Below are 20,203 nucleotides of genomic sequence, written 5' to 3'. Positions count from 1 at the left end.
ATGACTCAAGAGCCTTTTTTAAGGGAGGGATTAAAAGTAGAAGAAGCTAGAAAAGAAGTTTTAAAGGAAATCAAGAACATTTTAGATAATTTGACTATTCCTTTTGAAAGTATTCCTTTAGAAAATTCTTTAGAAAAAATTTCTTCAACAGATATTTTTGTAAAACAGAATATTCCCGGCTTTAGAGCCTCCATAATGGATGGTTATGCGGTTAGTCATTGTGCCAAGCCTCAGAAAGGACAATATTGGAAAGTGGTTGGAGATTCATCCGCTGGTAAACCTTACACTAAAAATCTTTCTGAAGGTGAAGCCATTGCTATTAGCACTGGTTCATTAGTTCCTGATGAATGCTCTTGGGTTATTCCTTTAGAACAGATAAAAATAGAAATGATAAAAGACAGCTCTTTTGAGAAAATACGTCTCATAGACGATTTAACAAATAGTACTTGGATTAGACCTGTTAATGATCAATTATCGGAAGGAGAGATCGTGCTAGCGAAGGGTCAAAAAATTACTCCGAGTATTATTGGATTACTTGCTAGTTGTGGAATTAGTTATATTAGTGTGTTCAAATCTTTCAAAATAGGATTACTTATTTCAGGCGACGAATTAATCAAACCTGGTTTAGATAAATCAACTGGATTAATCTGGGAAAGTAATAGTTTTTTAATTCAAAGTATTATAAAAAATCTTGGATATGATATTAATGAAATATCAATTCAATCAGACGATAAATTCAAATTAAAGGATTCGCTTATTGAACTTGCAAAAAATAATCAAATTGTAATTTCCATAGGTGGAATTTCAGTTGGAAAAAAAGACTATATAAAAAATATTATTAATGAAATTGGAGAAATAAAGTTCTGGAAGCTTTTTTTAAAGCCTGGTAGACCCTTTGCATTTGGTTTTATTAGTCAAGATCAAGATATTCCATTTTTTGGTTTACCAGGTAATCCTGTTTCTGCAGTTGTAATTTGCTTGCAAATTTTATGGCCCGTATTTCAAGTTTTTAGTGGAGTCAAGAATATAGAAACACCCTATAGATTTAAGATCAGAATTAATTCTGATCTTAAAAGAAGAAAAGGTAGACCTGAATTGATTAGATCTAAACTTAAAGTGGATCAGCAAGGTGAGTTATACGCGGATATTCCATCTACACAATCATCTTCACAAATTACTTCTTTAATTGATTCTGATCTATTAATAGAAATACCACACGATAAGGATGTATTGAAGAAAGGATCATATCTTTGGGCACAGCTTTTTAGAAAAAAAATTTTATAGCTCACGTTTAAAGTACAGTATTGTTTTTGATCCAGGAAGAACCTTTGTCAGTCCACTCCTTTTTCCAAAAAGGTACTTTGAATTTTGTTACTTCTAAAATTTCAGAGCAGTATTGATTAGCTATTCCTCTTTTATCAGCACTAACTGCTATGAGTACTATTGGCTCTAGTGGATCAATGAAGCCTACTCGATGGATAAGTAACGCAGAAAAAGATTCGATTTTTTGGGTAATTTCTGATAAGTGCTTTTCGATTAACTTTTCAGTTAAACCACTGTAGTGATGGATTTCTAATTTTTTTAATTGACTTCCAAATTGATCTATCTCTCTAACTCGCCCAATAAAAATTGACATAGCAGCCATTTGATTATTAATTTGCCATTTTTCAATTTCTCGATATGGATCAAAAGGATCAGTTGCTATTTTGAAGTTGTACTTAATTTTATCCACCTGTAAAAATGGGCATGAATGCTACCTCATCATTATTTTTAACAGTCGCTTCTAGACTAGAAATTTCTTTATTAATAGCCACAATTATTGATTGGTGAGCTACATTAATATTAATATGTTTCAGGATAGATTTTGCTTTTTTATCTTTTATTAGGTCTAAAGAAAGATATTTTTCATCCCATCCATATTTTTCACATAATTCAGCAAACAATAATACTTTGATTTGGCTAGCCTTATTTTTCATGTATAGTTGATTGATAAATTTTCATTGTTTTATACTAAGTGGTTTCTATTGCATTGTTAACTGTATCTGATACTCGAGATATAAAAAATGATGATAGTGGTCAATTTTTAGTTGATTCAGTCAAAACAGATAAACATCATATAAGCAATAGAATAATATGCAAGGATAATGTTTATATTATTAGAAAGCATATAAGTGATTGGATAGCTGATAATGAGATTGATGTTATTATCACTACTGGAGGTACAGGGCTTACTTATACTGATGTTACGCCAGAGGCAATAAAACCCTTATTAGATAAAGAAATCGAGGGTTTTGCGGAAATCTTTAGATATACATCATTTAAGAAAATTGGCACTAGCACCTTGCAAAGCAGATGTATTGCAGGTGTGGCAAATGGAACCTTTATATTTAGTTTGCCAGGATCTTTAGATGCAGTGAATACTGCATGGAATCAAATAATTAAATATCAACTAAACAGTGATACTAAACCATGTAATTTGGTAAATTTAATTAATAGATTAAAAAAATAGATGGAATAAAGATATGTATTAAAATAGTGCTTTATTTGATTGGGATAGCATTAATTGCTTTTCTTTATTCGATTGTTGGTCATGCTGGTGCATCAGGTTATATAGCCTGTATGGTTTTATTTAATGAGCCAGTTTCACTTATCAAGCCAACAGCTTTAATTTTGAATCTGGCAGCATCAACATTAAATTCAATAAGATTTTGTGGTGACGGTCATTTAAAAAAAAATATATTAGTTAATTTTTTAATACCACTTCTATTAGTTTCAATTCCCTCGACAATTGTTGGAGCTAACTTGAATATTACTGATACCTTACTTAGATATTTTTTATCTCTTATACTTTTTCTTTCTGGAATTAGGTTTTTAATTACATCGTTAATAATAAAAAATAATATTATAACTGATTATAAGTTGCCCTCAAAAATTGTTATTTTTTTTACTGGTTTAATACTTGGCTTGCTATCTGGAATTACTGGCACAGGAGGAGGTATATTTTTAACTCCTCTATCTATTTTACTTACGTGGATGCCACTTAAAACAACAGCTGCAGCTTCATCCGTTTTTATTTTTTTTAATTCTTTAGTTGGAATAATTACATGGCAAACAATAAATAATTTTTCAAAAATTAATTTCACATCTAATATTTTTCTTCATTTAATTGTTGTATTGTTTTTTGCTTTTTGTGGCAGTTCTCTTGGTAGCAGAAAATTTGATGATAATTTTATTAAAAAAATTATTTCTTTCATTTTATTTTTAGCAAGTTATAAATTAGCGTTTGCATGATATTAATTATTTATTCGATCCATAAATATATCTTGAACAGATAGTTGCTTTTTGGCTTTTTGTTGTAATTCCTTGATGTCTAGTTGAGTAATAAGCTCTGAAATTTGGCGCGAACTATATTTTGTTCCGATCGAACCTAGTGCTATTAATGCTTGTTCTGCAATGGGATAGCTACTATTTAAAGCGAGCTGTCTGAGACGATCGATAACAGCATCTTCATTACGCCTTTGAAGAATTTTGATTCCTTTAATGACTACTTGATCTCTAAAGTCTTTTAGTGGTTCATTAACTAATTCTAAAAGCTCAGTTTCATTCAGTAAATGAGATTTAAAATTTAGGAGCTCTAACCCAGCTATTCTAATGGCTTGGGATTTACTCTTCAAGATTAATTCTAATTGACTGTTAGTTAGTACAGCTCCCCAGCAAGCAAGTGCTTTTAATACATTGATATCTAGATCTTTTTGTTCATCAAGTCGATTAAGTAAGAAGTCTCTTGCCTCAATTTGATGGCAGATACCAACTGCATAGATCAATTCAGGTTGTACACCATATTTTTTTATTAATGATTTGATTGATGTCCAACCTTTATCAGCTAGGAAACCTAGACGCTCGCATAATAAATGTCTTATCTCATAAGGTAGAGATTTCGAATAAGCTTTTTCAATCCATAATGGATCTTTAGGTATATTTTTTTTATTAAATCTATCCCGAATTTCTTTCTCACTTAAAGTATCCATCTTAATCGACTTTTTCCTTCGCTGAAAAATTTTCAATAAGTATTTGTTTCAGAGTATTTTTTATTTCATATTTAGGAACTTTTTTAAGATGAATTTTACCAATTTTATTTGAGGGGCCTTGTTCACCTCCAATACAAATATCATAAGCATCAACTATTTTTCCTTCAGAATCTCTTCCTTTTTTGCCTGTTAATCCAATTGCACCCATATATGCTTGACCACAACTATTTGGACATCCAGTCCAATGAATTTTGATTTCATCATCTAGGTCCAGTTCCTGATCGAGTAGTTGTGAAACTTCTAATGCAGTATCTTTAGTATTTGTTAGAGCAAAATTACAATAGGTATTGCCAGTGCATGAAACAGTTCCTGCTGATAAATGTCCTGGATTCAAAGGGAATTTATCGAGTAGATTTTCTTTTTTGAACTCTTCTAATTTGTCCTTAGGAATATCCGTAATTATTATATTTTGATCTTCTGTGAGGCGTATATCCCCTGATCCATAATTGTCACTCAGCAAGGCAATGTCTTGAAGATCCTCTGAGCTTAATCTTCCTACTGGGATGTGTAATCCAGCAAAAAACATATCTTTTTGTTTTTGCTGGTTAATACCAAGAAAGGACCTAGGGATTTTGCAAAAGTCACTACCAGGATCAGTCTTAAGTTTTCCGAACCGTTCTTCAACTAAATCTCTAAAATTTTCAATTCCAATTTTGTTCAAATACAATCTAAATCTTCCTTTAGGTCGAGCAGAGCGTTCTCCATGATCTCTCCAGAGACTTAGAACAGCATTTGTAAACTCACAAATTTTTTTATCCTCAATCCAGACGTTTAGTGGAATGGCATAGTCGTTTAATACTGACGAAAGTATTCCACCCACCCAAACACTAAATCCTAAAATGTTATTCACTTCTACAGGTAAAAAGACTAAATCGTTATGTAAAAGAAAATTATCTTTTGAACCTGCGATTGCGGTATTCCATTTCCTAGGTAAATTTGAAAAATCTTCATTCCCTTTACCATTATTTGTAAGATAATCATTTAATTGTTTGACATAATCTCTAGTGTCAATAATTTCTTCAGGATCAATACCCGCTATTGGGTTACCAGTTATATTTCTCGGATTATCGAAACCAGATTGAATACTATAGATTCCAGCTTTATTTAATCGTCTAAGAATTTCAGGAAAATCACTTATTAAAATTCCCCTAAGTTGAAGACTTTGTCTTGTTGTTACATCACAGCTTCCACTGTCTCCGTATCTTGCAACAATTGAGGAAACAATTTTTAATTGATGTGCATTTATAACACCATTTGGGACCCTCAGCCTAAGCATGAATTTACCCGGTGTTTTTGGTCTCCAAAACATCCCATACCATTTAAGCCTGAGCTCTAGGTCAGTTTTATCCATCTCTTCCCAACCTATTTTTGCGAAATTTTCAATTTCTTTACCAATTAATAATCCATCTTTAATTGCTTTATTTTGTTCAATTTTATTTAATTTTTTCTCTTGCAAATAAGATTTCATCACTTGGTTGCTACTCATTATTTAAAAATCAATATTTTCAAAGCAAAATGGCATCCATCAGATTCATGATGCTTTGAGTTATTGATGATTGGATATTATGAAACTATTAATCCCTAAAACCGAGACTTACTATGTAGCAAAACATACAAAATCTTGAACTTAGAATTGAAAAAGAAAAATGTAGTTTTTGATACAATTAATGCACTTGTTTTGTTGTTTTTTGGTTTAGTCATCCCCATCATTTTGATGAAGGGTTTTATCAGGAAATTTTTTATTTATTATCCTAACTAAGAAATTAGTTCAATGAACAAATCTTCTAATAATTTATCATTTTTAAAAAATCTTGAATCTTTTGAAGGCACACAAAAGAAAAAGAATAAAGTCTTCTCTAAAAGAGATATTAGATTAATAATCCATGGTTCGAAAAATGGTTTTGTTCATCCTATTATGGATATTATCATCAATCAAGTTCAAAAAAGAAGAGGTAAATTAGTAGAATTAGAAGTCTTGACTGAAAATTCTTATCAAACTTCTTTGTCAAAGTTTATTTGGCTTGTACCCTTATTCTTATTACCAGGCACTCATGTAAGGATAGATGTTCCTTTGGTACGAAATAGATTAAAAAATGAACTTATCAATTCTAAATTAACTCCTTATATTGGATCGTGGAATAATTGGATTAATATTCTTGTTGAAATGATAAAAGTCGAACAAAAATCAGTGACCCCAGTTCTTTTGCATCATCCTTTGCGATCAAAGATTGCATCTGATCATATGCTATTCTTAGGCAATAGGCTAGGAATACAAACTGCATCTTGGACAGAATGGGATAAGTTTTTAGAGAAGCCCAGTATGAATTATTATCCAATACCTTATACATTATTGCCTACAGCAAAAACAAAATCTTTAAATAGAAAAGATTCTATTTCTTCTTTACTTGAAATCAAATCTTTTAGAAATGGTTTAATTAATTTATTAAGTGAGCTGCCATAATGCTTCTGAATTCGTTTGATTCTGCTTCTTTCTTTCAGAAATATAGTTCTAATCAAAATAAAAATTCTCTTCTAATACCTTATCTTTTAATTCCAAATAAGAATATAAAAATTGATAGTAATGAAGAACAGCTAATATGCTTTACTGAAATCATTAATCGTGGCTTTGTATATATATTTGGGCAATTGCTATGAGTAAAAAGGAATTTGGTACTGTTTATCTTGTGGGAGCAGGTCCAGGTGATCCCGATTTATTAACAGTCAAAGCACAAAAATTAATCAGTCATTGTGATGCTCTTGTATATGATTCATTGGTTCCATTAGAGTTGCTTCAATTAGCTTCTGCTAATTGTCAACTTCACTCAGTAGGTAAGAGGCGTGGTCATCATTCGGTTCCGCAGAGGACAACGAATGATATTTTGTTTGATTTAGCAAAGAGTTGTTCTTGTATCGTCAGATTAAAAGGAGGTGATCCATTTTTGTTTGGCAGAGGTGCTGAAGAAGCTTCTTATCTTCATAAAAAAGGTGTTTCAGTACAAGTTGTTCCAGGGGTCACTTCTGGTATCGCTGCTCCTGCTTATGTTGGGATACCTATTACTCATAGACTTGCTGGATCTTCAGTCACTTTTGTGACTGGACATGAGGGAATTGATAAAAAACGCCCAGCTGTCAATTGGCGTTCGTTAGCAAAATCTAGCGATGGATTAGTTATATATATGGGTGTCCATAATTTAAAATTTATCTCTGCAGAATTGATTGCTGGTGGTATGAATCCTGAGACTTCTGCAGCAGTTATTGAACAAGGCACTGTTACTGGGCAACGTTTTATCAAGGCTCCATTGGTAGAGCTTTTTGATCGGGTACAAGAAGAAAACTTATGCTCTCCTTCAATTGTTGTGATTGGTTCAGTAGTAGATTTTCAAGTAGAGGCTTGTTCTCCAAAGCCCGCGGAAGTGACATTTCCAATTCCTATATAAGAGATAATTTTTAAGATATTATTTTTTAGATTTTTAATAAACTTAGCCAAAATTCTGCAGGATTAGTTGATGTTTTTAATTCTTTGTTGTTTATTTTGTTAATTGGACGACAACTCAAACTATTGATTAAAAACCATTCATCATTATCTTTTGGGGTGGCTTCAATGAGAGCCTCTTTTATTATATTCAAATCAATTCCTCGTTGACGCATTATGCCAGGGAGACAACCACTATTAGATGGTGGAGTGAACCAATTATTTTCTCTTTTTACTAATATATTTGCTGTAGTGGCGCAACATATTTCACCTCGATTATTTAATAATAGTGCATCATTAAAGCCTGCATTCGTTGCCTCTATGCGTGCTTGAATCCCTTGGTTATAGGAAAATGTTTTACAACAACTCAATCGGCTAAAAGAATTTCTCCTTTCAGTTTGACTAATTATTGTAGATATAGATTCAAAATTTAGTTGATAAGAATCTATCTCCAACCAAAAACTATGACGGTTTGTCTTGCTGATATCAATTCCACGTTGTTTGGATTCTCCTCTAGTCCAATTAATACGAATGACTCCATTGACATTATTTAATTTCGATCGGTTAATACCATCTTCAATAAGTGAAATCAACCATTCTTTTGATGGTGGAGGATTCATTTCTAAAATACTTGCACTTTTTTCCCATCTATTTAAATGCTCATTAAGAAGCTGCGGAACTCCATTCAAAATGACAATCGTTTCAAAGATTCCATCTGCAAAGTTGAGACCTCGATCATTAATTGGCACTTTTAAATCTTTGAAGATTCCCCATTTGCCATTGATCCAGCCTAGTTTTTTGCTTGTATTTTCAATCATGTTAATGCTTTTAAAAGTGGTATTAATTTCCAATTCATTTCCTCAGCTTCCTTTTGACTATCTGAATCTGCAACAATTCCACATCCAGCATTAGCAGTAATAGAGGATTCTTTAATCATTAAAGATCGAATGAGAATATTACTATCAAGGACCCCATCCCAATTTATATTTAATATTGATCCACAATATGGACCTCTTGCTGTTGCTTCAAGCTCATACAATCTTTTACATGCCCTAAGCTTGGGTGCTCCTGTTATAGAACCACCTGGCCAACAGGCTTCAAGCAAGTCAACCCAAGTTTTATTTGTATTGAGTCTACCTTTAACTACTGAAGTGAGATGATGAACTTGTGAATAGCTTTCTAAAACTAGTAGATGAGGGACTTTGATTGAACCAGGTTGGCATACTCTTCCAAGATCATTTCTAAGTAGATCTACAATCATTACATTCTCAGCATGATCTTTTGGACTACAAATAAGCTCTGCTGCCCAATCAGCATCTTTTTCTGGATCTCTATCTCTGGGTCTAGTTCCTTTGATTGGTCTCGTTTCCACCTCACCACTGGGTAACGCTTTTAAAAATCTTTCTGGTGAAGTTGATATAATAGCTTCTCCTTTTGCCATTTGATCGCCGATAATTACTCCAGCAAATGGAGCAGGGGAGCATTTTTTAAGTTTTGAATATACGTCTATTGGACGGATGGATTCTGGTAATGGGGCTTGGCATGAGGTAGTCAGATTAGCCTGAAAAATATCACCTTTCGCAATCCATTCTTTGATCTCATCAACTCTTTCAGAATATTCTTGATTTGTTAATTTCCATTCCCAGGATTCTAAAGGGATACTACACCGCTGCTCTATTTTTTTTGTTTCATCATTATCAGATTTGGCAAGCTGTTGATGAAAATGATCCTTTAGGAAATTTTCCATAATTGAGATGCGCTTTTCATCTTTGCCTTCTAGCCATAGCTCTTTCTTTTGAAGATCAAATTTTAATATAGGGTCATGAGAGGCTATCCATAAAGTTGCCATAGAACTTGTTTGCCATGGATTTTGTGGCTCTGTCCAAGATGCAGCTTCATAACTCAACCAACCAGTCCAGTGCCCTGGCGGTAACTCGCGTAAAATTTTAAAAGGATTAGAATCCTTTTTTGAAATTTCTAAACCTCTAGAACAAAACTGTTCTAAAGGTTTAATTCCTAAAGTGACCCATCGACCTAAATCACTCCCATCGCCATCAAGCCATATAAAGCCTGCCTCTCCCCATTCTTGAATCAATTTATAAGCTACTAGCTCAGGCGATTTCCACTGACATAGTAGTCGCTTAATGTTATTCACTAGATATTTTGGCTACATAGATCTTCTCGACCTATTTCTTTTAATGCTTTATCTCTAATACGACAACTATCACATCTACCACACGGTTTACTTTCACCTTGATAGCAACTCCATGTTTTCTCTATAGGAATTTTTAAGCGTAATGCCTCTTTAAAGATTTTGGTTTTTTCCCAATCTAGTAGTGGAGCCCAGAGTTTTATACCTTTCCCCTCGCGACCTACTCTGCTGGATAAGTTGGCTAATTCTTGATATGCCTCTAAATAATCCGGTCTACAGTCTGGATATCCAGAATAATCCATTGCATTGATGCCTAATGCTATTCGATTGGCTCCACGAGCTTCTGCAAGACTTAACCCAATAGCAACAAAGATAGTGTTTCTACCTGGAACGTAAGTGTTAGGAATAGTATTTTTTTGTATGCCTTTAGTGGGAATGATTTGTGACTTGTCGGTCAAGGAGGACCCACCCCAAGAAGATAAATCAATCTTGATTGTTATGTGATCTTCAAGATTTAAATCTTTTGCTAAATCTGTGGCTGCTTGTAACTCTTTAAGATGTCGTTGGCCATAATCAAAGGATAATCCAATCACTTTTTGCCCAGCTTCCATAGCTATACAAGCAGCTGTAGCTGAATCAATTCCTCCGGAAAGTAATGCAATTGTTGTCTGTTCAATCATTATTTTTTTTAAATCTAATGAAGCAAAATCTCATTTATCTAGATGGTTAGAGTACACCTAGCCATTTGTGAGTTTGCATACTTAGTCTCCAATCAGGATTGTTTTTTACATACTTGATTGCGAGTCTTTGCCCTTCTTCATTGTCCCATCCTGCTTGCAAAAATAATTGAGGTTTAATCTTTCCATTGTTTTTTATTAAATCAGCCATTTTTTTAGCAAAAAGTAAATCTTCAGCGTTCTGTATGACAACTTTTAATTCTTGGCAAGATAACAGATTATCAAGGCGTGGAGGAGAATGTCGTTTAGGAGATAATGTTATCCAATCTGGGTTGCCACTTAGTGCATCTACGCCACTTGTTTCGAGATGAATGGGAAGAGATTTTTTCTCTAGATTGAGTGTAGATTTTCTAATTTCGCTGCATAGATGATCTAAATTATGATGCAATGGCTCACCTCCAGTGATTACAACAAAAGCTGCACCTTCTTTTTGCGCTTTGGCTGTGCTAATTGATAAATCTATCAAAGTTTGTTGTGAATGAAGTTCGGAATTCCATGAATTTTTCGTATCACACCAAGGACATCCAACTTTACAACTAGCTAATCTGATGAAGTAAGCGCTTCTACCAGCATGTTCTCCTTCTCCTTGTAGAGAATGAAAACATTCCACTACTGGTAGAGATGGTTCCATTTATTGCTGTTCTAGAGATTTTTTTTCAATAATTTTTGATTGTGGATTGAATGCTTCACTTGGTGAGGATGGGACGCGTAATTGTGCAGCTTGAATCAAGCCACTAAATAAAGGGTGTGGTTTCCCTGGCCTAGAGAGAAATTCTGGATGATATTGACATGCAATAAAAAATGGATGATTTTTTAATTCTATTAGCTCTACCAATCGACCATCAGGTGAAGTACCACTAATTACATAACCAGATTCCATTAGGAGAGTCCTATATGAATTATTGAACTCATAACGATGTCTATGCCTTTCGTAAACAACTTCTTCGTTGTATAAACTTTGCCCGGTTGTGTTGGTTTGAAGTCTACAAGGATATACTCCTAATCTCATGGTTCCTCCTAGATCAACTACGTCTTGTTGTTCTGGCAGTAAGTGAATTACAGGGTGTTTTGAATTTGGTTCTAGTTCGGCACTAGATGCATCTACTAAACCAGCTAAATTGCGAGCCCATTCAATGACAGCACATTGCATACCTAAGCAAAGTCCAAGGAAAGGAACCCTTTGCTCCCTTGCCCATCTGATAGCTGCTATTTTCCCATTTACGCCACGATTACCAAAACCTCCTGGAACGACAATTGCATCCATTCCTTGAAGTAGTTTTTCTGCTCCCTCTGATTCAATGTTCTCCGCATTGATCCAATGAAGATCTAACGATGCATCTTGGGAAATGCACGCATGACGTAATGCTTCGACTACTGATAAGTAGGCATCATTTAATTGTACATATTTGCCAACTAATGCAACTTTGACAGAAGGGCCTGGATTGCGCAATTTATGGACTAATCTTTCCCAGTCTTTTAAATCACTTTCATGATCATTTAGATCCAAGCAATCTAATACCTCCTTGCAAAGTCCTTCATCTTTGAGTGCTAAAGGTACTGAGTAAATACTGTCAGCATCAAGGGATGCTATGACCGCATCAGAGTTAACTCCGCAAAAACCCCCTATTTTATTTTTTAAATCATCATTAATTGGCCTATCACTGCGACAAACTAAAATATCTGGCTGAATCCCGATAGAACGTAATTCTTTTACTGAGTGCTGTGTTGGCTTGGTTTTAATTTCACCAGATGTACCTATATAAGGCAATAATGTGACGTGAACATAAACAACATCGTTTCTCTTTACATCACCTTTAAATTCTCTTATTGCTTCAAGAAAAGGTAGAGATTCAATATCTCCAACTGTTCCTCCAATTTCTGATATCACTACATCTGCACCACTATTATCTGCTACACGTTTAATTCTTTCGCGAATTTCACGAGTGATGTGGGGGATAACTTGAACTGTTCTTCCGTCATAGTCACCTCTCCTTTCTTTATTAATAACAGCTTGATAAATGGAACCTGTCGTGACACTGTTAAGTCGTGACATTGCAGTATCTGTAAAGCGCTCATAATGCCCAAGGTCTAAATCAGTTTCAGCCCCGTCTTCAGTTACAAAAACCTCTCCATGTTGAAAAGGGCTCATCGTCCCAGGATCAACATTTAGATATGGGTCAAGCTTCAAAATCGAAACACTGTAACCTTTTGATTTAAGTAGTCTGCCAAGACTTGCGGCAACAATTCCTTTGCCAATGCTTGAAACTACACCACCAGTGACGAAAACAAATTTTGCCATTTACTTTTCAATCATTCTTTAAGCTACCTTGATCTAGGTAAACACCAAGAAATTTACATATTTTCTCTTTAGGATAATGTTTTTACTGTTAATTTCTATCAATTCAATCAGGATCTATCCAAGTAGAAGCTATGTGGAGGTCTTCTAATTGCTTGTTTTCCACGTTTGCAGGGGCTTTAGCCATTGAACAACGAGCTTGTTGTGTTTTTGGAAAAGCAATAGTATCTCTGATTGAATCTTCATTGGATAAGAGCATAACTATTCTGTCCAGTCCAAATGCAATCCCACCATGTGGAGGAGCACCCATTGAGAGCGCATCAATTAAAAAACCAAATTGCTCTTCTGCTTCATTTTTAGATAAACCAATTACTTCTAGTACGGTTTTTTGAAGTTCTGAGTTGTGAATTCTTAAAGATCCTCCACCAATTTCTAATCCATTAAGAACTAGATCATACGCTTGAGCATTTGAATTGGGTAATTTGTCTTTCCATAAGCTTTCTGATTCACCAATATCTTCAGGCTTAGGAGCGCAGAAAGGATGATGAATTGCTTCAAGACGATTTTCATCAGAATTGAATTCAAACATAGGAAAATCAGTGACCCAAAGAAAATTCCATTGAGTTTTTAATTCGTTGTCTGAGATTATCTTTAGATCTTTCGCAATAAATTGACGAACTCTATCCAAGGTTCTATTAACAATGTTTGTGGGCCCTGCACCAAAAAGTATTAAATCACCAGGTTTAGCTTGGGTTTTTAAAAGGAGTTCTTTTATTTGTGAGGTAGTTAAATTATCTTTTATGGCTCCAATTGTATCGACTTCTTTATCATCTCTAACTCTGATAAATGCTAGTCCACCAGCGCCAGCCTTTTGTGCTTCGCTAAAAATATCTCCACCTGGTTTTATTCTTACATTACTAATTAAATTATTTCCATCCTCAATGGTGATGCATTTAACGCATCCACCAGAAGAAATAGCATTTGAAAAAACTTTAAATCCACTTTTGGAAAATAAATCACTTGTGTTGACAAGTTCCATTCCATATCGAGTATCAGGTCTGTCAGTTCCAAAACGATCCATAGCTTCTTGCCAAGTCATTCTTGGAAAAGGAGTTTGGAGATCAATCCCTTTAATTTTTTTCCAAATATTTACAATTAATTTTTCATTTAACTCAATGATCTCTTTTTCCTCCATAAAACTCATTTCAATATCTAATTGAGTAAATTCTGGTTGCCTGTCTGCGCGTAAATCTTCATCACGAAAACAACGAGCGACTTGGTAATAACGTTCAATTCCACCAACCATCAACAATTGTTTGAATAATTGTGGGGATTGCGGTAAAGCAAAAAACTCGCCACCACATACACGTGAGGGGACTAAGTAATCTCTGGCTCCTTCAGGAGTTGAGCGAGTCAAAATTGGTGTTTCAACTTCTATAAATCCTTCGTTTTCAAGAAAACTTCTAGCTGCTTTGACAGTGTTATGTCTCAATCGAAGATTATTATTCATTCTCTCTCTTCTAAGATCTAAATATCTATGCCTGAGCCTGATTTCTTCTTTAACACTCTCCTCATCATGAATTGACACTGAGAAAGGAAGTGTACTCGTGACAGCATTGAGAATTTTTATATTTTTAGCTAAGACTTCTACTTCACCCGTTGGGATTTTTGTATTAATAGCTTCGTCAGGTCTAGCTCTTACTAATCCATTGATCTGAAGAACAGTCTCATTTCTAAGACTTTCAGCGATGCTAAAAAGATCCTGACCTTGATCTGGATCAACTGTGATTTGAATTGTTCCAGAACGGTCTCTTAGATCAATAAAAATTACTCCACCATGATCCCTTCTGCGATCAACCCAACCACATAGTTGAACATTTGCGCTAATTGCGGAAGCTCGTAGTTCTCCACAAGTCTTATTGCGCATGAAATTCTCAATCGTCATGAATAATGAGTTTCCCACAAAGACCGGCTTTTATGCACAACACAGTTTCTACTTGCTCAAAAACCTTTTCGATAGAAAGGTCTTTTTACGATTATTGCAGGATGTTTTTTCCCTCTAATTTCTATTTCTATTTGAGTATTGACTTTTGCAATTTCGCTCGTTACATAAGCAAGAGCTATGGGTTTTTTCAATGTAGGAGACCAAGTTCCGCTAGTGACCATTCCAATAGTTTCGCTGTTGTGTAGAACTGGATATCCTTTTCTTGCAATTCCTTTATCTAGGACTTGAATACCAACAAGTTTTTTTTGCGTTCCAACTTCGGCTTGTTTTTCTAGAGCTTTCCTACCTATGAAATCATTAGGCATTTCTAAATGAACTAACCAACCCAAGCCAGCTTCAAAGGGAGTTGTATCTAGGTTGATATCGTTCCCATATAAATGCATAGAAGCCTCTAATCGCAGTGTATCTCTTGCTCCTAGCCCGCATGGAGTAACTCCCGACTCAATTAGATTCTTCCAGATAGACTTTGCTGTTTTAGGAGATGACAAGAATTCGAAACCTTCTTCTCCTGTATAACCAGTTCTTGCAATAAAAATTGATTCTTGTGAGTTTATTAGATTGGGATTTGAAGTAATAGTTCTGTGACCAAAACGTGGCAAATTAGCTAAAGGTTCTTCGAGAATTTTCTCAAGTGTATTTATGGATTCTGGACCTTGGATCGCAATTAATGCACCCTCTGGCATGAATTCGGATATTTTGATTTCCTTTTTAGAAAGATTTGAACTCAACCATTCAATGTCAGATTCTTTTCTTGCCGCATTAATAACTAGAACTATACTTTCTTCTTTTGTATCTAAAATTCCTTGATCATAAATGATTAGATCGTCTTGAATTCCTCCATTTTCTTTTAAAAAAACTGTATAACATGCTTCACCAGGTCCTATTCGAAACACGTCTGAGGGAACTAAATTTTGTAATGCGCTTTTGATATTTTTACCTTTTAATTGCACAACACCCATGTGAGATATGTCGAACATTCCAACATTATTTCTTACTGCATTGTGTTCTTCTATTAACCCAGAAAAACTAACAGGCATTTCCCAATTTGCAAAAGGGACCATTTTACCGCCTAATTCTTTGCATTCTTGATAAAGAGGAGTTTGCAGTAATTTCATTTTTTGTTGAACGGTAAAAGAAATTCACAATTAATACCGTGAACTTATAAGAATTTCTAAAACTAAATTTAATGCTTTGTGGCTCGATCCGGAAAGTTTTACTACTCTATGAGTCTTGGGTTAAGACTTAATGACTGCAAAAAGATGTTGTAGGAGCTGCAATCAATGTGTTTCAAATCATTTTGATTCATTCTCATGGTGCAAACTTAGAAAAATAAAAATACATTCTGAGATATCTTCATTTGTTTCTTGTGGTCATTGGATAAAAAAAGAAACTAGTTTCCCAAAAATTTCTGAAAAATTTGTTCATCAACAACTTGATTTTGGAAAGGTATTAGTTGAATGAAAATTTAAATGCCAATTTTTTAGGATGATTTGTCTAATAACATAATTAATGAACGTATAACTTTTGCAGCAAGGATGCTACTAATACCAGTGTTATCTAATTTGGGAGATAATTCGACTACATCAGCACCAATTAAATTATGAGACTTAATCACATCTATTATTGCTGCAAAATCTCCCCAGAAATAGCCTCCGGGTTCAGGAGTGCCTGTTCCTGGCATTATAGAGGGATCAAACCAATCTAAATCAAAAGTTAAATAGATTGGTCTCCCTTTAAAACTTTTTAGAGCTTTTTCTAAAGACTTTGCATTCTCTCCCAAAGTATATTGAATTAAACTTTTATTATTATTCATTTCAAGAAATTCTGGTTTTGTTCCACTTCTTATTCCTATTTGAAAGATCTTTTTGCTAGGTAGTATTTCTAAACATCTTTTCATAGTGCATGCATGACTATATTTACTACCTAACCATTCATCTCTAAGGTCTGCATGAGCATCTAATTGAAGCATAATTAAGTCAGGATAATTAGTAATTATTGATTTAATAACTCCACTTGTTATTGAATGTTCTCCACCAATAATAAGAGGCTTTAAATTATGTTTAAGTAAAATATTTGTAGCATCGCTTATATAATCAAGTGTTAATTTTGCATCTCCAAGGGGAACATCTAATGAACCTATATCAGCAAAGTGTATATCTTCTAAATCTAAATTTAATTGCGGACAATATGTTTCAATTCCATAACTATCTTCCCTAACAGCAGAAGGACCAAATCTTGCACCAGGTCTAAAGCAACAAGTTCCATCATAAGGAACTCCTAAAAGCGACACTTTGCATTGATCGATGCCTCTTTTGGCGCCCATAAATATTGCACCATCGTTATTAAATAGTGATAGATCTTTGAGGTTGGATTTGGTCATATTTTTGCTAGCTCCCTTTCTATAAATGCAGGAATAGTGTTAAATGCACCTTGCTGCCATCGCTCACTCCAAATCTGACAATTTTCGGAGATCTCTTTTACGCGACTTTTTTTTGGATGCATATATTTTGGCTTCTCCATAGATGCAAATGTCCAGCTCCATAAACCGCTTGGGTATATAGATACAGATCCATACATTGGATCTGCGTAATCAAAAATTTCACGAAGAACTTTGACAATATTTATATGAATTTGTTGAAAAGACTCCGGAGATTCACTTTGTGTTGCCAAAATTCCTCCTAGTTTAAGTATTCGTTTGCAATCTTTGAGAAAAGAATTGCTGAATAATTCTTTTGACGGTCCAATAGGATCGGCGCCATCAATAATAATCACATCATATGAATTCTCTTTTGTATGCTTTACCCAATCAATTCCATTCTTGATTTGTAAATTTAATCTAGAATCAGACCATGCATTTCCTCCAATAGTAGGTAAATACTTTTGACTTAATTCAATTACTCTTAGATCAATTTCAATTAAATCAATAGACTTAACCTCTTTGTATTTTAAACATTCTCTTGCACTACCTCCATCACCTCCTCCAATAATTAAAATTTTATCTATTTGTTTAGAACAACACAATGCAGGATGAATAAGACATTCGTGATAACACTTTTCTGACTTTTCTGCAGTCATCCAACAATCATCAAGTAATAGTGCTTTCCCATATCTTTTGCTTTCATATATGGTAATTTTTTGAAAAGGACTAGACTCTTCTAGTATTAATTTTCCCTGTAGTCCATATCTAACGCCTTGATGATACTCGTCAAGCCACTCTGACCTTTTTTTTAGTTTGTCATTCATAATTATGATATTAATGCTTTAGATTGATCTTCGCTAATTCCCAGTATTTTTCTAATTTCTTTTTTGATTGGGAATGTAATTCGCCATTTATATTTTTTTCTATGTATGTTAATCGTTCTAGGAATCTTTTATTAGTTTTTGCTAATCCCTCTTCTATTGAGATTTTATTCCATCTTGCAATATTTATCAATGTAAATAATACGTCTCCTATTTCAGCTTCAGCCGCGGAAGTATCTTCTTGTTTTAAGGCATCTTTTAACTCTTCTAATTCTTCATATAATTTATCCCAGATTTGATCAATTTTTTCCCATTCGAATCCATTTTTTGAAGCTTTTTTGGAGATAATTAGTGCTGCTTTAGTAGAAGGTTGTGGTCTTATCTTTAATTTTAATCGGTCACTAATTGGGGTTGTTGAATTATTTAATGGTTTTTCATTATTCTTGATTTTTTCCCAAGAGTCTTCCACTTCTTTGATACTAACTTTTGCTTTATTATGAAATACATGTGGATGCCTTCGAATTAGTTTTTCAGTGATGCTGTCAATGACGTCTGTCATGTCAAATAAGTTTTTTTCTTTTGCTATTTGAGCATGCAAAATTACTTGTAGTAAGAGATCTCCAAGCTCCTCTTTTAATTCATCAGGATTGTCTTCTCGTATTGCGTGAGCAACTTCATAGGCTTCTTCTAGAACATATGGGACCAAAGAAAGATGCGTTTGCTTTAGGTCCCAAGGACAGCCATTGATTGGATCTCTGAGGTCTGAAACTACTTCAAGGAGTTTATTCATTTTATCTTTTGTAGTTATTTGGTTTGTGTTTGTCATTTCTAGCTGTCTTGATAGAACTGTTACTAAGCTCAGAAACGATTTTTTTTGAATCGTTGATTTAATTATGATTAATTCTCAACAACAGAGCAGCTTGAGGTATAAAGTAAATGAATTAGTCACAGGACTAAAAATTGTATGGGCGATTAGCTCAGCGGTAGAGCGCCTGCCTTACAAGCAGGATGTCCCTGGTTCGAACCCTGGATCGCCCATCTAAATTATTCTTTAATTTATGCAAAATGGTCCTGGATTAAAAATTTCAGCAACGGCAGTCGCAGAGTTAAACAGGCAAGCTGCTTTTACCGGAACTCCTGGAGTTATGCATATTGATTTATTGGATGATAAGTGCGGAGAGGGTTGGAAATTTATCAGAATTAGACCTGGAAAAAATGATGGTGTTCCGCTCGCTAGAGCGGACGGGATTACTTTGTATGCTCGCCAAGATCAAATTCTATTTTTTCAAGGCCTTAAGTTAAATTATTTTGGAGATCTAAGTGGCGGTGGATTTCTAATTAGCACCCCAAAAGGGGCTGAACCTTCTCCATGTGGATCAGGCTTTAGAAAACTGTCTAAAGATAAATAAATTTGTAAAACAGTTTTAGAATTGAATTTATTCTTCTGGAAACAAGATCTCAGAGAGCTCATCGGAATCAACTTCATAGACGCGAGCTAAACTTGTCTCAATTGCGCTAGTTACTTCACCTGGTAAGAATCTCATAGCATTTAAAGCATCATCTGATATTTCCTCTGTAAGCAACTTTTCTTTACCATTTAATTTTTCATCGTTGATTACAGCGATGACCCAGCTTTGATATGCGTAAACAAGGTCGGAGAACTCAAGTTCAGGGTCGTTCAGATCCATGACAAATAAACAGATAACGAACAATAAACACTAGTTTGGCTGTAGTTGGAGAAAATGTCTTCTATGGAACAAATATCTCGCACGTCTATTCAAGCAAAAGCCTTTGAGTTCGCATTGCTGGAATTAATTTATAGTAAGCGAGATAGCTTTCAGCCATTATGGAGCATAGATAGCTGGGCTAAATTTTTAATTTGGTTAAGTTTAAATTGTGGGCTTTCTGGAGAAAAAGAAAGCCTGGAAATGTTTGCGAATGCTATGGGTTCTCCTTTAACAAGTCGAATGAGAAAAATATTTTTTGAAAGAGCTTTAGAAGATTTGTCATTACATGTGATGGCTGATCCTGCAGAAGCGCAAGTTTTGATTATGCCCATAGCTTTAGATAAGAGAATTAATGATAATGATGTAGTTCAAGCCTTAGAAAGGATCGGTTTAAGTGAAAAGGTTTCTTTATCTTCGGTTGCATGGGAAAGGCATGACTCAATAGTTTCGATTCCTTGGAACGTGAAAAGTGACATTTGAATTTAG

Annotated in this window: 24 protein-coding genes and 1 tRNA gene; 10 read left to right on the top strand and 15 right to left on the bottom strand. The window is 34.3% G+C overall.

Annotated elements, in window-relative coordinates; genetic code table 11:
• A complete protein-coding gene (locus SIB53_RS03510; protein WP_413678814.1) occupies window positions 1-1,284 on the top strand; it encodes a molybdopterin molybdotransferase MoeA in 1,284 nt (427 codons plus the stop codon).
• Window positions 1,285-1,291: 7 nt separating this feature from the next.
• Here the strand turns inward: SIB53_RS03510 and SIB53_RS03505 are convergent, their stop codons facing one another.
• Both SIB53_RS03505 and SIB53_RS03500 read right to left on the bottom strand, forming a co-directional pair.
• Window positions 1,292-1,732 carry a molybdenum cofactor biosynthesis protein MoaE gene (locus tag SIB53_RS03505; protein WP_413678813.1) on the bottom strand — a complete coding sequence of 147 codons (441 nt, stop codon included), beginning with the start codon at window positions 1,730-1,732 and terminating at the stop codon, window positions 1,292-1,294.
• Window positions 1,725-1,976, bottom strand: a complete 252-nt coding sequence (locus tag SIB53_RS03500) for a MoaD/ThiS family protein (RefSeq protein WP_413678812.1) — start codon at window positions 1,974-1,976, stop codon at window positions 1,725-1,727. Before SIB53_RS03500 ends, SIB53_RS03505 begins: the two co-directional genes overlap by 8 nt.
• Before the next feature lie 53 nt (window positions 1,977-2,029).
• Between SIB53_RS03500 and moaB the strand changes: the two genes are divergently transcribed.
• Together moaB and SIB53_RS03490 are read left to right on the top strand one after the other, a co-directional pair.
• Entirely contained in the window at window positions 2,030-2,509 is a 480-nt protein-coding gene (gene moaB / locus SIB53_RS03495; protein ID WP_413678811.1) for a molybdenum cofactor biosynthesis protein B, read from the top strand.
• A 26-nt stretch (window positions 2,510-2,535) separates the two neighbouring features.
• Window positions 2,536-3,291, top strand: a complete 756-nt coding sequence (locus SIB53_RS03490; RefSeq protein ID WP_413678810.1) for a sulfite exporter TauE/SafE family protein — start codon at window positions 2,536-2,538, stop codon at window positions 3,289-3,291.
• Window positions 3,292-3,293: 2 nt separating this feature from the next.
• Here the strand turns inward: SIB53_RS03490 and SIB53_RS03485 are convergent, their stop codons facing one another.
• Together SIB53_RS03485 and SIB53_RS03480 are read right to left on the bottom strand one after the other, a co-directional pair.
• Complete coding sequence (locus SIB53_RS03485; protein WP_413678809.1) at window positions 3,294-4,028, bottom strand: HEAT repeat domain-containing protein; 735 nt, start codon at window positions 4,026-4,028, stop codon at window positions 3,294-3,296.
• Window position 4,029: 1 nt separating this feature from the next.
• Window positions 4,030-5,574: a ferredoxin--nitrite reductase gene (locus SIB53_RS03480; protein WP_413678808.1), complete on the bottom strand. Its 1,545-nt coding sequence runs from the start codon at window positions 5,572-5,574 to the stop codon at window positions 4,030-4,032.
• Between the two features lie 285 nt (window positions 5,575-5,859).
• Between SIB53_RS03480 and SIB53_RS03475 the strand changes: the two genes are divergently transcribed.
• The 3 genes from SIB53_RS03475 to cobA are packed head-to-tail and all read left to right on the top strand — an operon-like array spanning window position 5,860 to window position 7,525.
• A complete protein-coding gene (locus SIB53_RS03475) occupies window positions 5,860-6,549 on the top strand; it encodes a CbiX/SirB N-terminal domain-containing protein (protein WP_413678807.1) in 690 nt (229 codons plus the stop codon).
• A complete protein-coding gene (locus tag SIB53_RS03470) occupies window positions 6,549-6,743 on the top strand; it encodes a hypothetical protein (RefSeq protein ID WP_413678806.1) in 195 nt (64 codons plus the stop codon). Before SIB53_RS03475 ends, SIB53_RS03470 begins: the two co-directional genes overlap by 1 nt.
• Complete coding sequence (cobA, locus tag SIB53_RS03465; RefSeq protein ID WP_413678805.1) at window positions 6,740-7,525, top strand: uroporphyrinogen-III C-methyltransferase; 786 nt, start codon at window positions 6,740-6,742, stop codon at window positions 7,523-7,525. Before SIB53_RS03470 ends, cobA begins: the two co-directional genes overlap by 4 nt.
• A gap of 25 nt (window positions 7,526-7,550) precedes the next feature.
• Here cobA and SIB53_RS03460 read toward each other — a convergent pair whose 3' ends face one another.
• The 7 genes from SIB53_RS03460 to gcvT form a co-directional block, all read right to left on the bottom strand.
• Window positions 7,551-8,378, bottom strand: coding sequence for an aminotransferase class IV (locus SIB53_RS03460; protein WP_413678804.1), 828 nt, complete (start codon window positions 8,376-8,378; stop codon window positions 7,551-7,553).
• Entirely contained in the window at window positions 8,375-9,715 is a 1,341-nt protein-coding gene (locus SIB53_RS03455; protein WP_413678803.1) for an anthranilate synthase component I family protein, read from the bottom strand. Before SIB53_RS03455 ends, SIB53_RS03460 begins: the two co-directional genes overlap by 4 nt.
• Entirely contained in the window at window positions 9,715-10,392 is a 678-nt protein-coding gene (gene queC, locus SIB53_RS03450; protein WP_413678802.1) for a 7-cyano-7-deazaguanine synthase QueC, read from the bottom strand. The genes SIB53_RS03455 and queC overlap by 1 nt, the downstream gene beginning before the upstream one ends.
• A gap of 46 nt (window positions 10,393-10,438) precedes the next feature.
• Window positions 10,439-11,080, bottom strand: a complete 642-nt coding sequence (locus SIB53_RS03445) for a 7-carboxy-7-deazaguanine synthase QueE (protein WP_413678801.1) — start codon at window positions 11,078-11,080, stop codon at window positions 10,439-10,441.
• A complete protein-coding gene (locus SIB53_RS03440) occupies window positions 11,081-12,748 on the bottom strand; it encodes a CTP synthase (protein ID WP_413678800.1) in 1,668 nt (555 codons plus the stop codon).
• Between the two features lie 103 nt (window positions 12,749-12,851).
• Window positions 12,852-14,672, bottom strand: a complete 1,821-nt coding sequence (gene aspS, locus SIB53_RS03435) for an aspartate--tRNA ligase (protein WP_413679108.1) — start codon at window positions 14,670-14,672, stop codon at window positions 12,852-12,854.
• 74 nt (window positions 14,673-14,746) lie between these two features.
• A complete protein-coding gene (gene gcvT / locus SIB53_RS03430) occupies window positions 14,747-15,865 on the bottom strand; it encodes a glycine cleavage system aminomethyltransferase GcvT (protein WP_413678799.1) in 1,119 nt (372 codons plus the stop codon).
• A 130-nt stretch (window positions 15,866-15,995) separates the two neighbouring features.
• On the opposite strand from gcvT, the gene SIB53_RS03425 reads away from it, so the two are divergent.
• Window positions 15,996-16,211 (top strand): metal-binding protein, encoded by a 216-nt coding sequence (locus SIB53_RS03425; RefSeq protein ID WP_413678798.1) that lies wholly within the window; start codon window positions 15,996-15,998, stop codon window positions 16,209-16,211.
• Window positions 16,212-16,230: 19 nt separating this feature from the next.
• On the opposite strand, the gene speB is transcribed toward SIB53_RS03425, so the two are convergent.
• The 3 genes from speB to mazG are packed head-to-tail and all read right to left on the bottom strand — an operon-like array spanning window position 16,231 to window position 18,816.
• Window positions 16,231-17,130, bottom strand: coding sequence for an agmatinase (speB, locus tag SIB53_RS03420; protein WP_413678797.1), 900 nt, complete (start codon window positions 17,128-17,130; stop codon window positions 16,231-16,233).
• Window positions 17,127-17,993 (bottom strand): polyamine aminopropyltransferase, encoded by an 867-nt coding sequence (speE, locus tag SIB53_RS03415; RefSeq protein ID WP_413678796.1) that lies wholly within the window; start codon window positions 17,991-17,993, stop codon window positions 17,127-17,129. The genes speB and speE overlap by 4 nt, the downstream gene beginning before the upstream one ends.
• A 10-nt stretch (window positions 17,994-18,003) precedes the next feature.
• On the bottom strand, window positions 18,004-18,816 hold the full coding sequence (mazG, locus tag SIB53_RS03410) for a nucleoside triphosphate pyrophosphohydrolase (protein ID WP_413678795.1): 813 nt from the start codon (window positions 18,814-18,816) through the stop codon (window positions 18,004-18,006).
• A gap of 140 nt (window positions 18,817-18,956) precedes the next feature.
• Here mazG and SIB53_RS03405 point away from each other — a divergent pair.
• Together SIB53_RS03405 and SIB53_RS03400 are read left to right on the top strand one after the other, a co-directional pair.
• Window positions 18,957-19,028: transfer RNA gene (locus SIB53_RS03405), tRNA-Val, on the top strand.
• A gap of 20 nt (window positions 19,029-19,048) precedes the next feature.
• Window positions 19,049-19,399: an AIR synthase gene (locus SIB53_RS03400; RefSeq protein ID WP_413678794.1), complete on the top strand. Its 351-nt coding sequence runs from the start codon at window positions 19,049-19,051 to the stop codon at window positions 19,397-19,399.
• A 27-nt stretch (window positions 19,400-19,426) separates the two neighbouring features.
• Here the strand turns inward: SIB53_RS03400 and SIB53_RS03395 are convergent, their stop codons facing one another.
• Window positions 19,427-19,678 (bottom strand): hypothetical protein, encoded by a 252-nt coding sequence (locus tag SIB53_RS03395; RefSeq protein ID WP_413389399.1) that lies wholly within the window; start codon window positions 19,676-19,678, stop codon window positions 19,427-19,429.
• A gap of 63 nt (window positions 19,679-19,741) precedes the next feature.
• Between SIB53_RS03395 and SIB53_RS03390 the strand changes: the two genes are divergently transcribed.
• Window positions 19,742-20,197 (top strand): protein phosphatase, encoded by a 456-nt coding sequence (locus SIB53_RS03390; protein ID WP_413678793.1) that lies wholly within the window; start codon window positions 19,742-19,744, stop codon window positions 20,195-20,197.
• Window positions 20,198-20,203 lie beyond the last annotated feature (6 nt).

Origin of the sequence: Prochlorococcus sp. MIT 0916 (genome assembly GCF_047305155.1) — a bacterium.
GTDB lineage: Bacteria > Cyanobacteriota > Cyanobacteriia > PCC-6307 > Cyanobiaceae > Prochlorococcus_B.
Note: the sequence above shows the minus strand (reverse complement) of the source record. Positions and strands in the feature narration are given on the sequence as shown.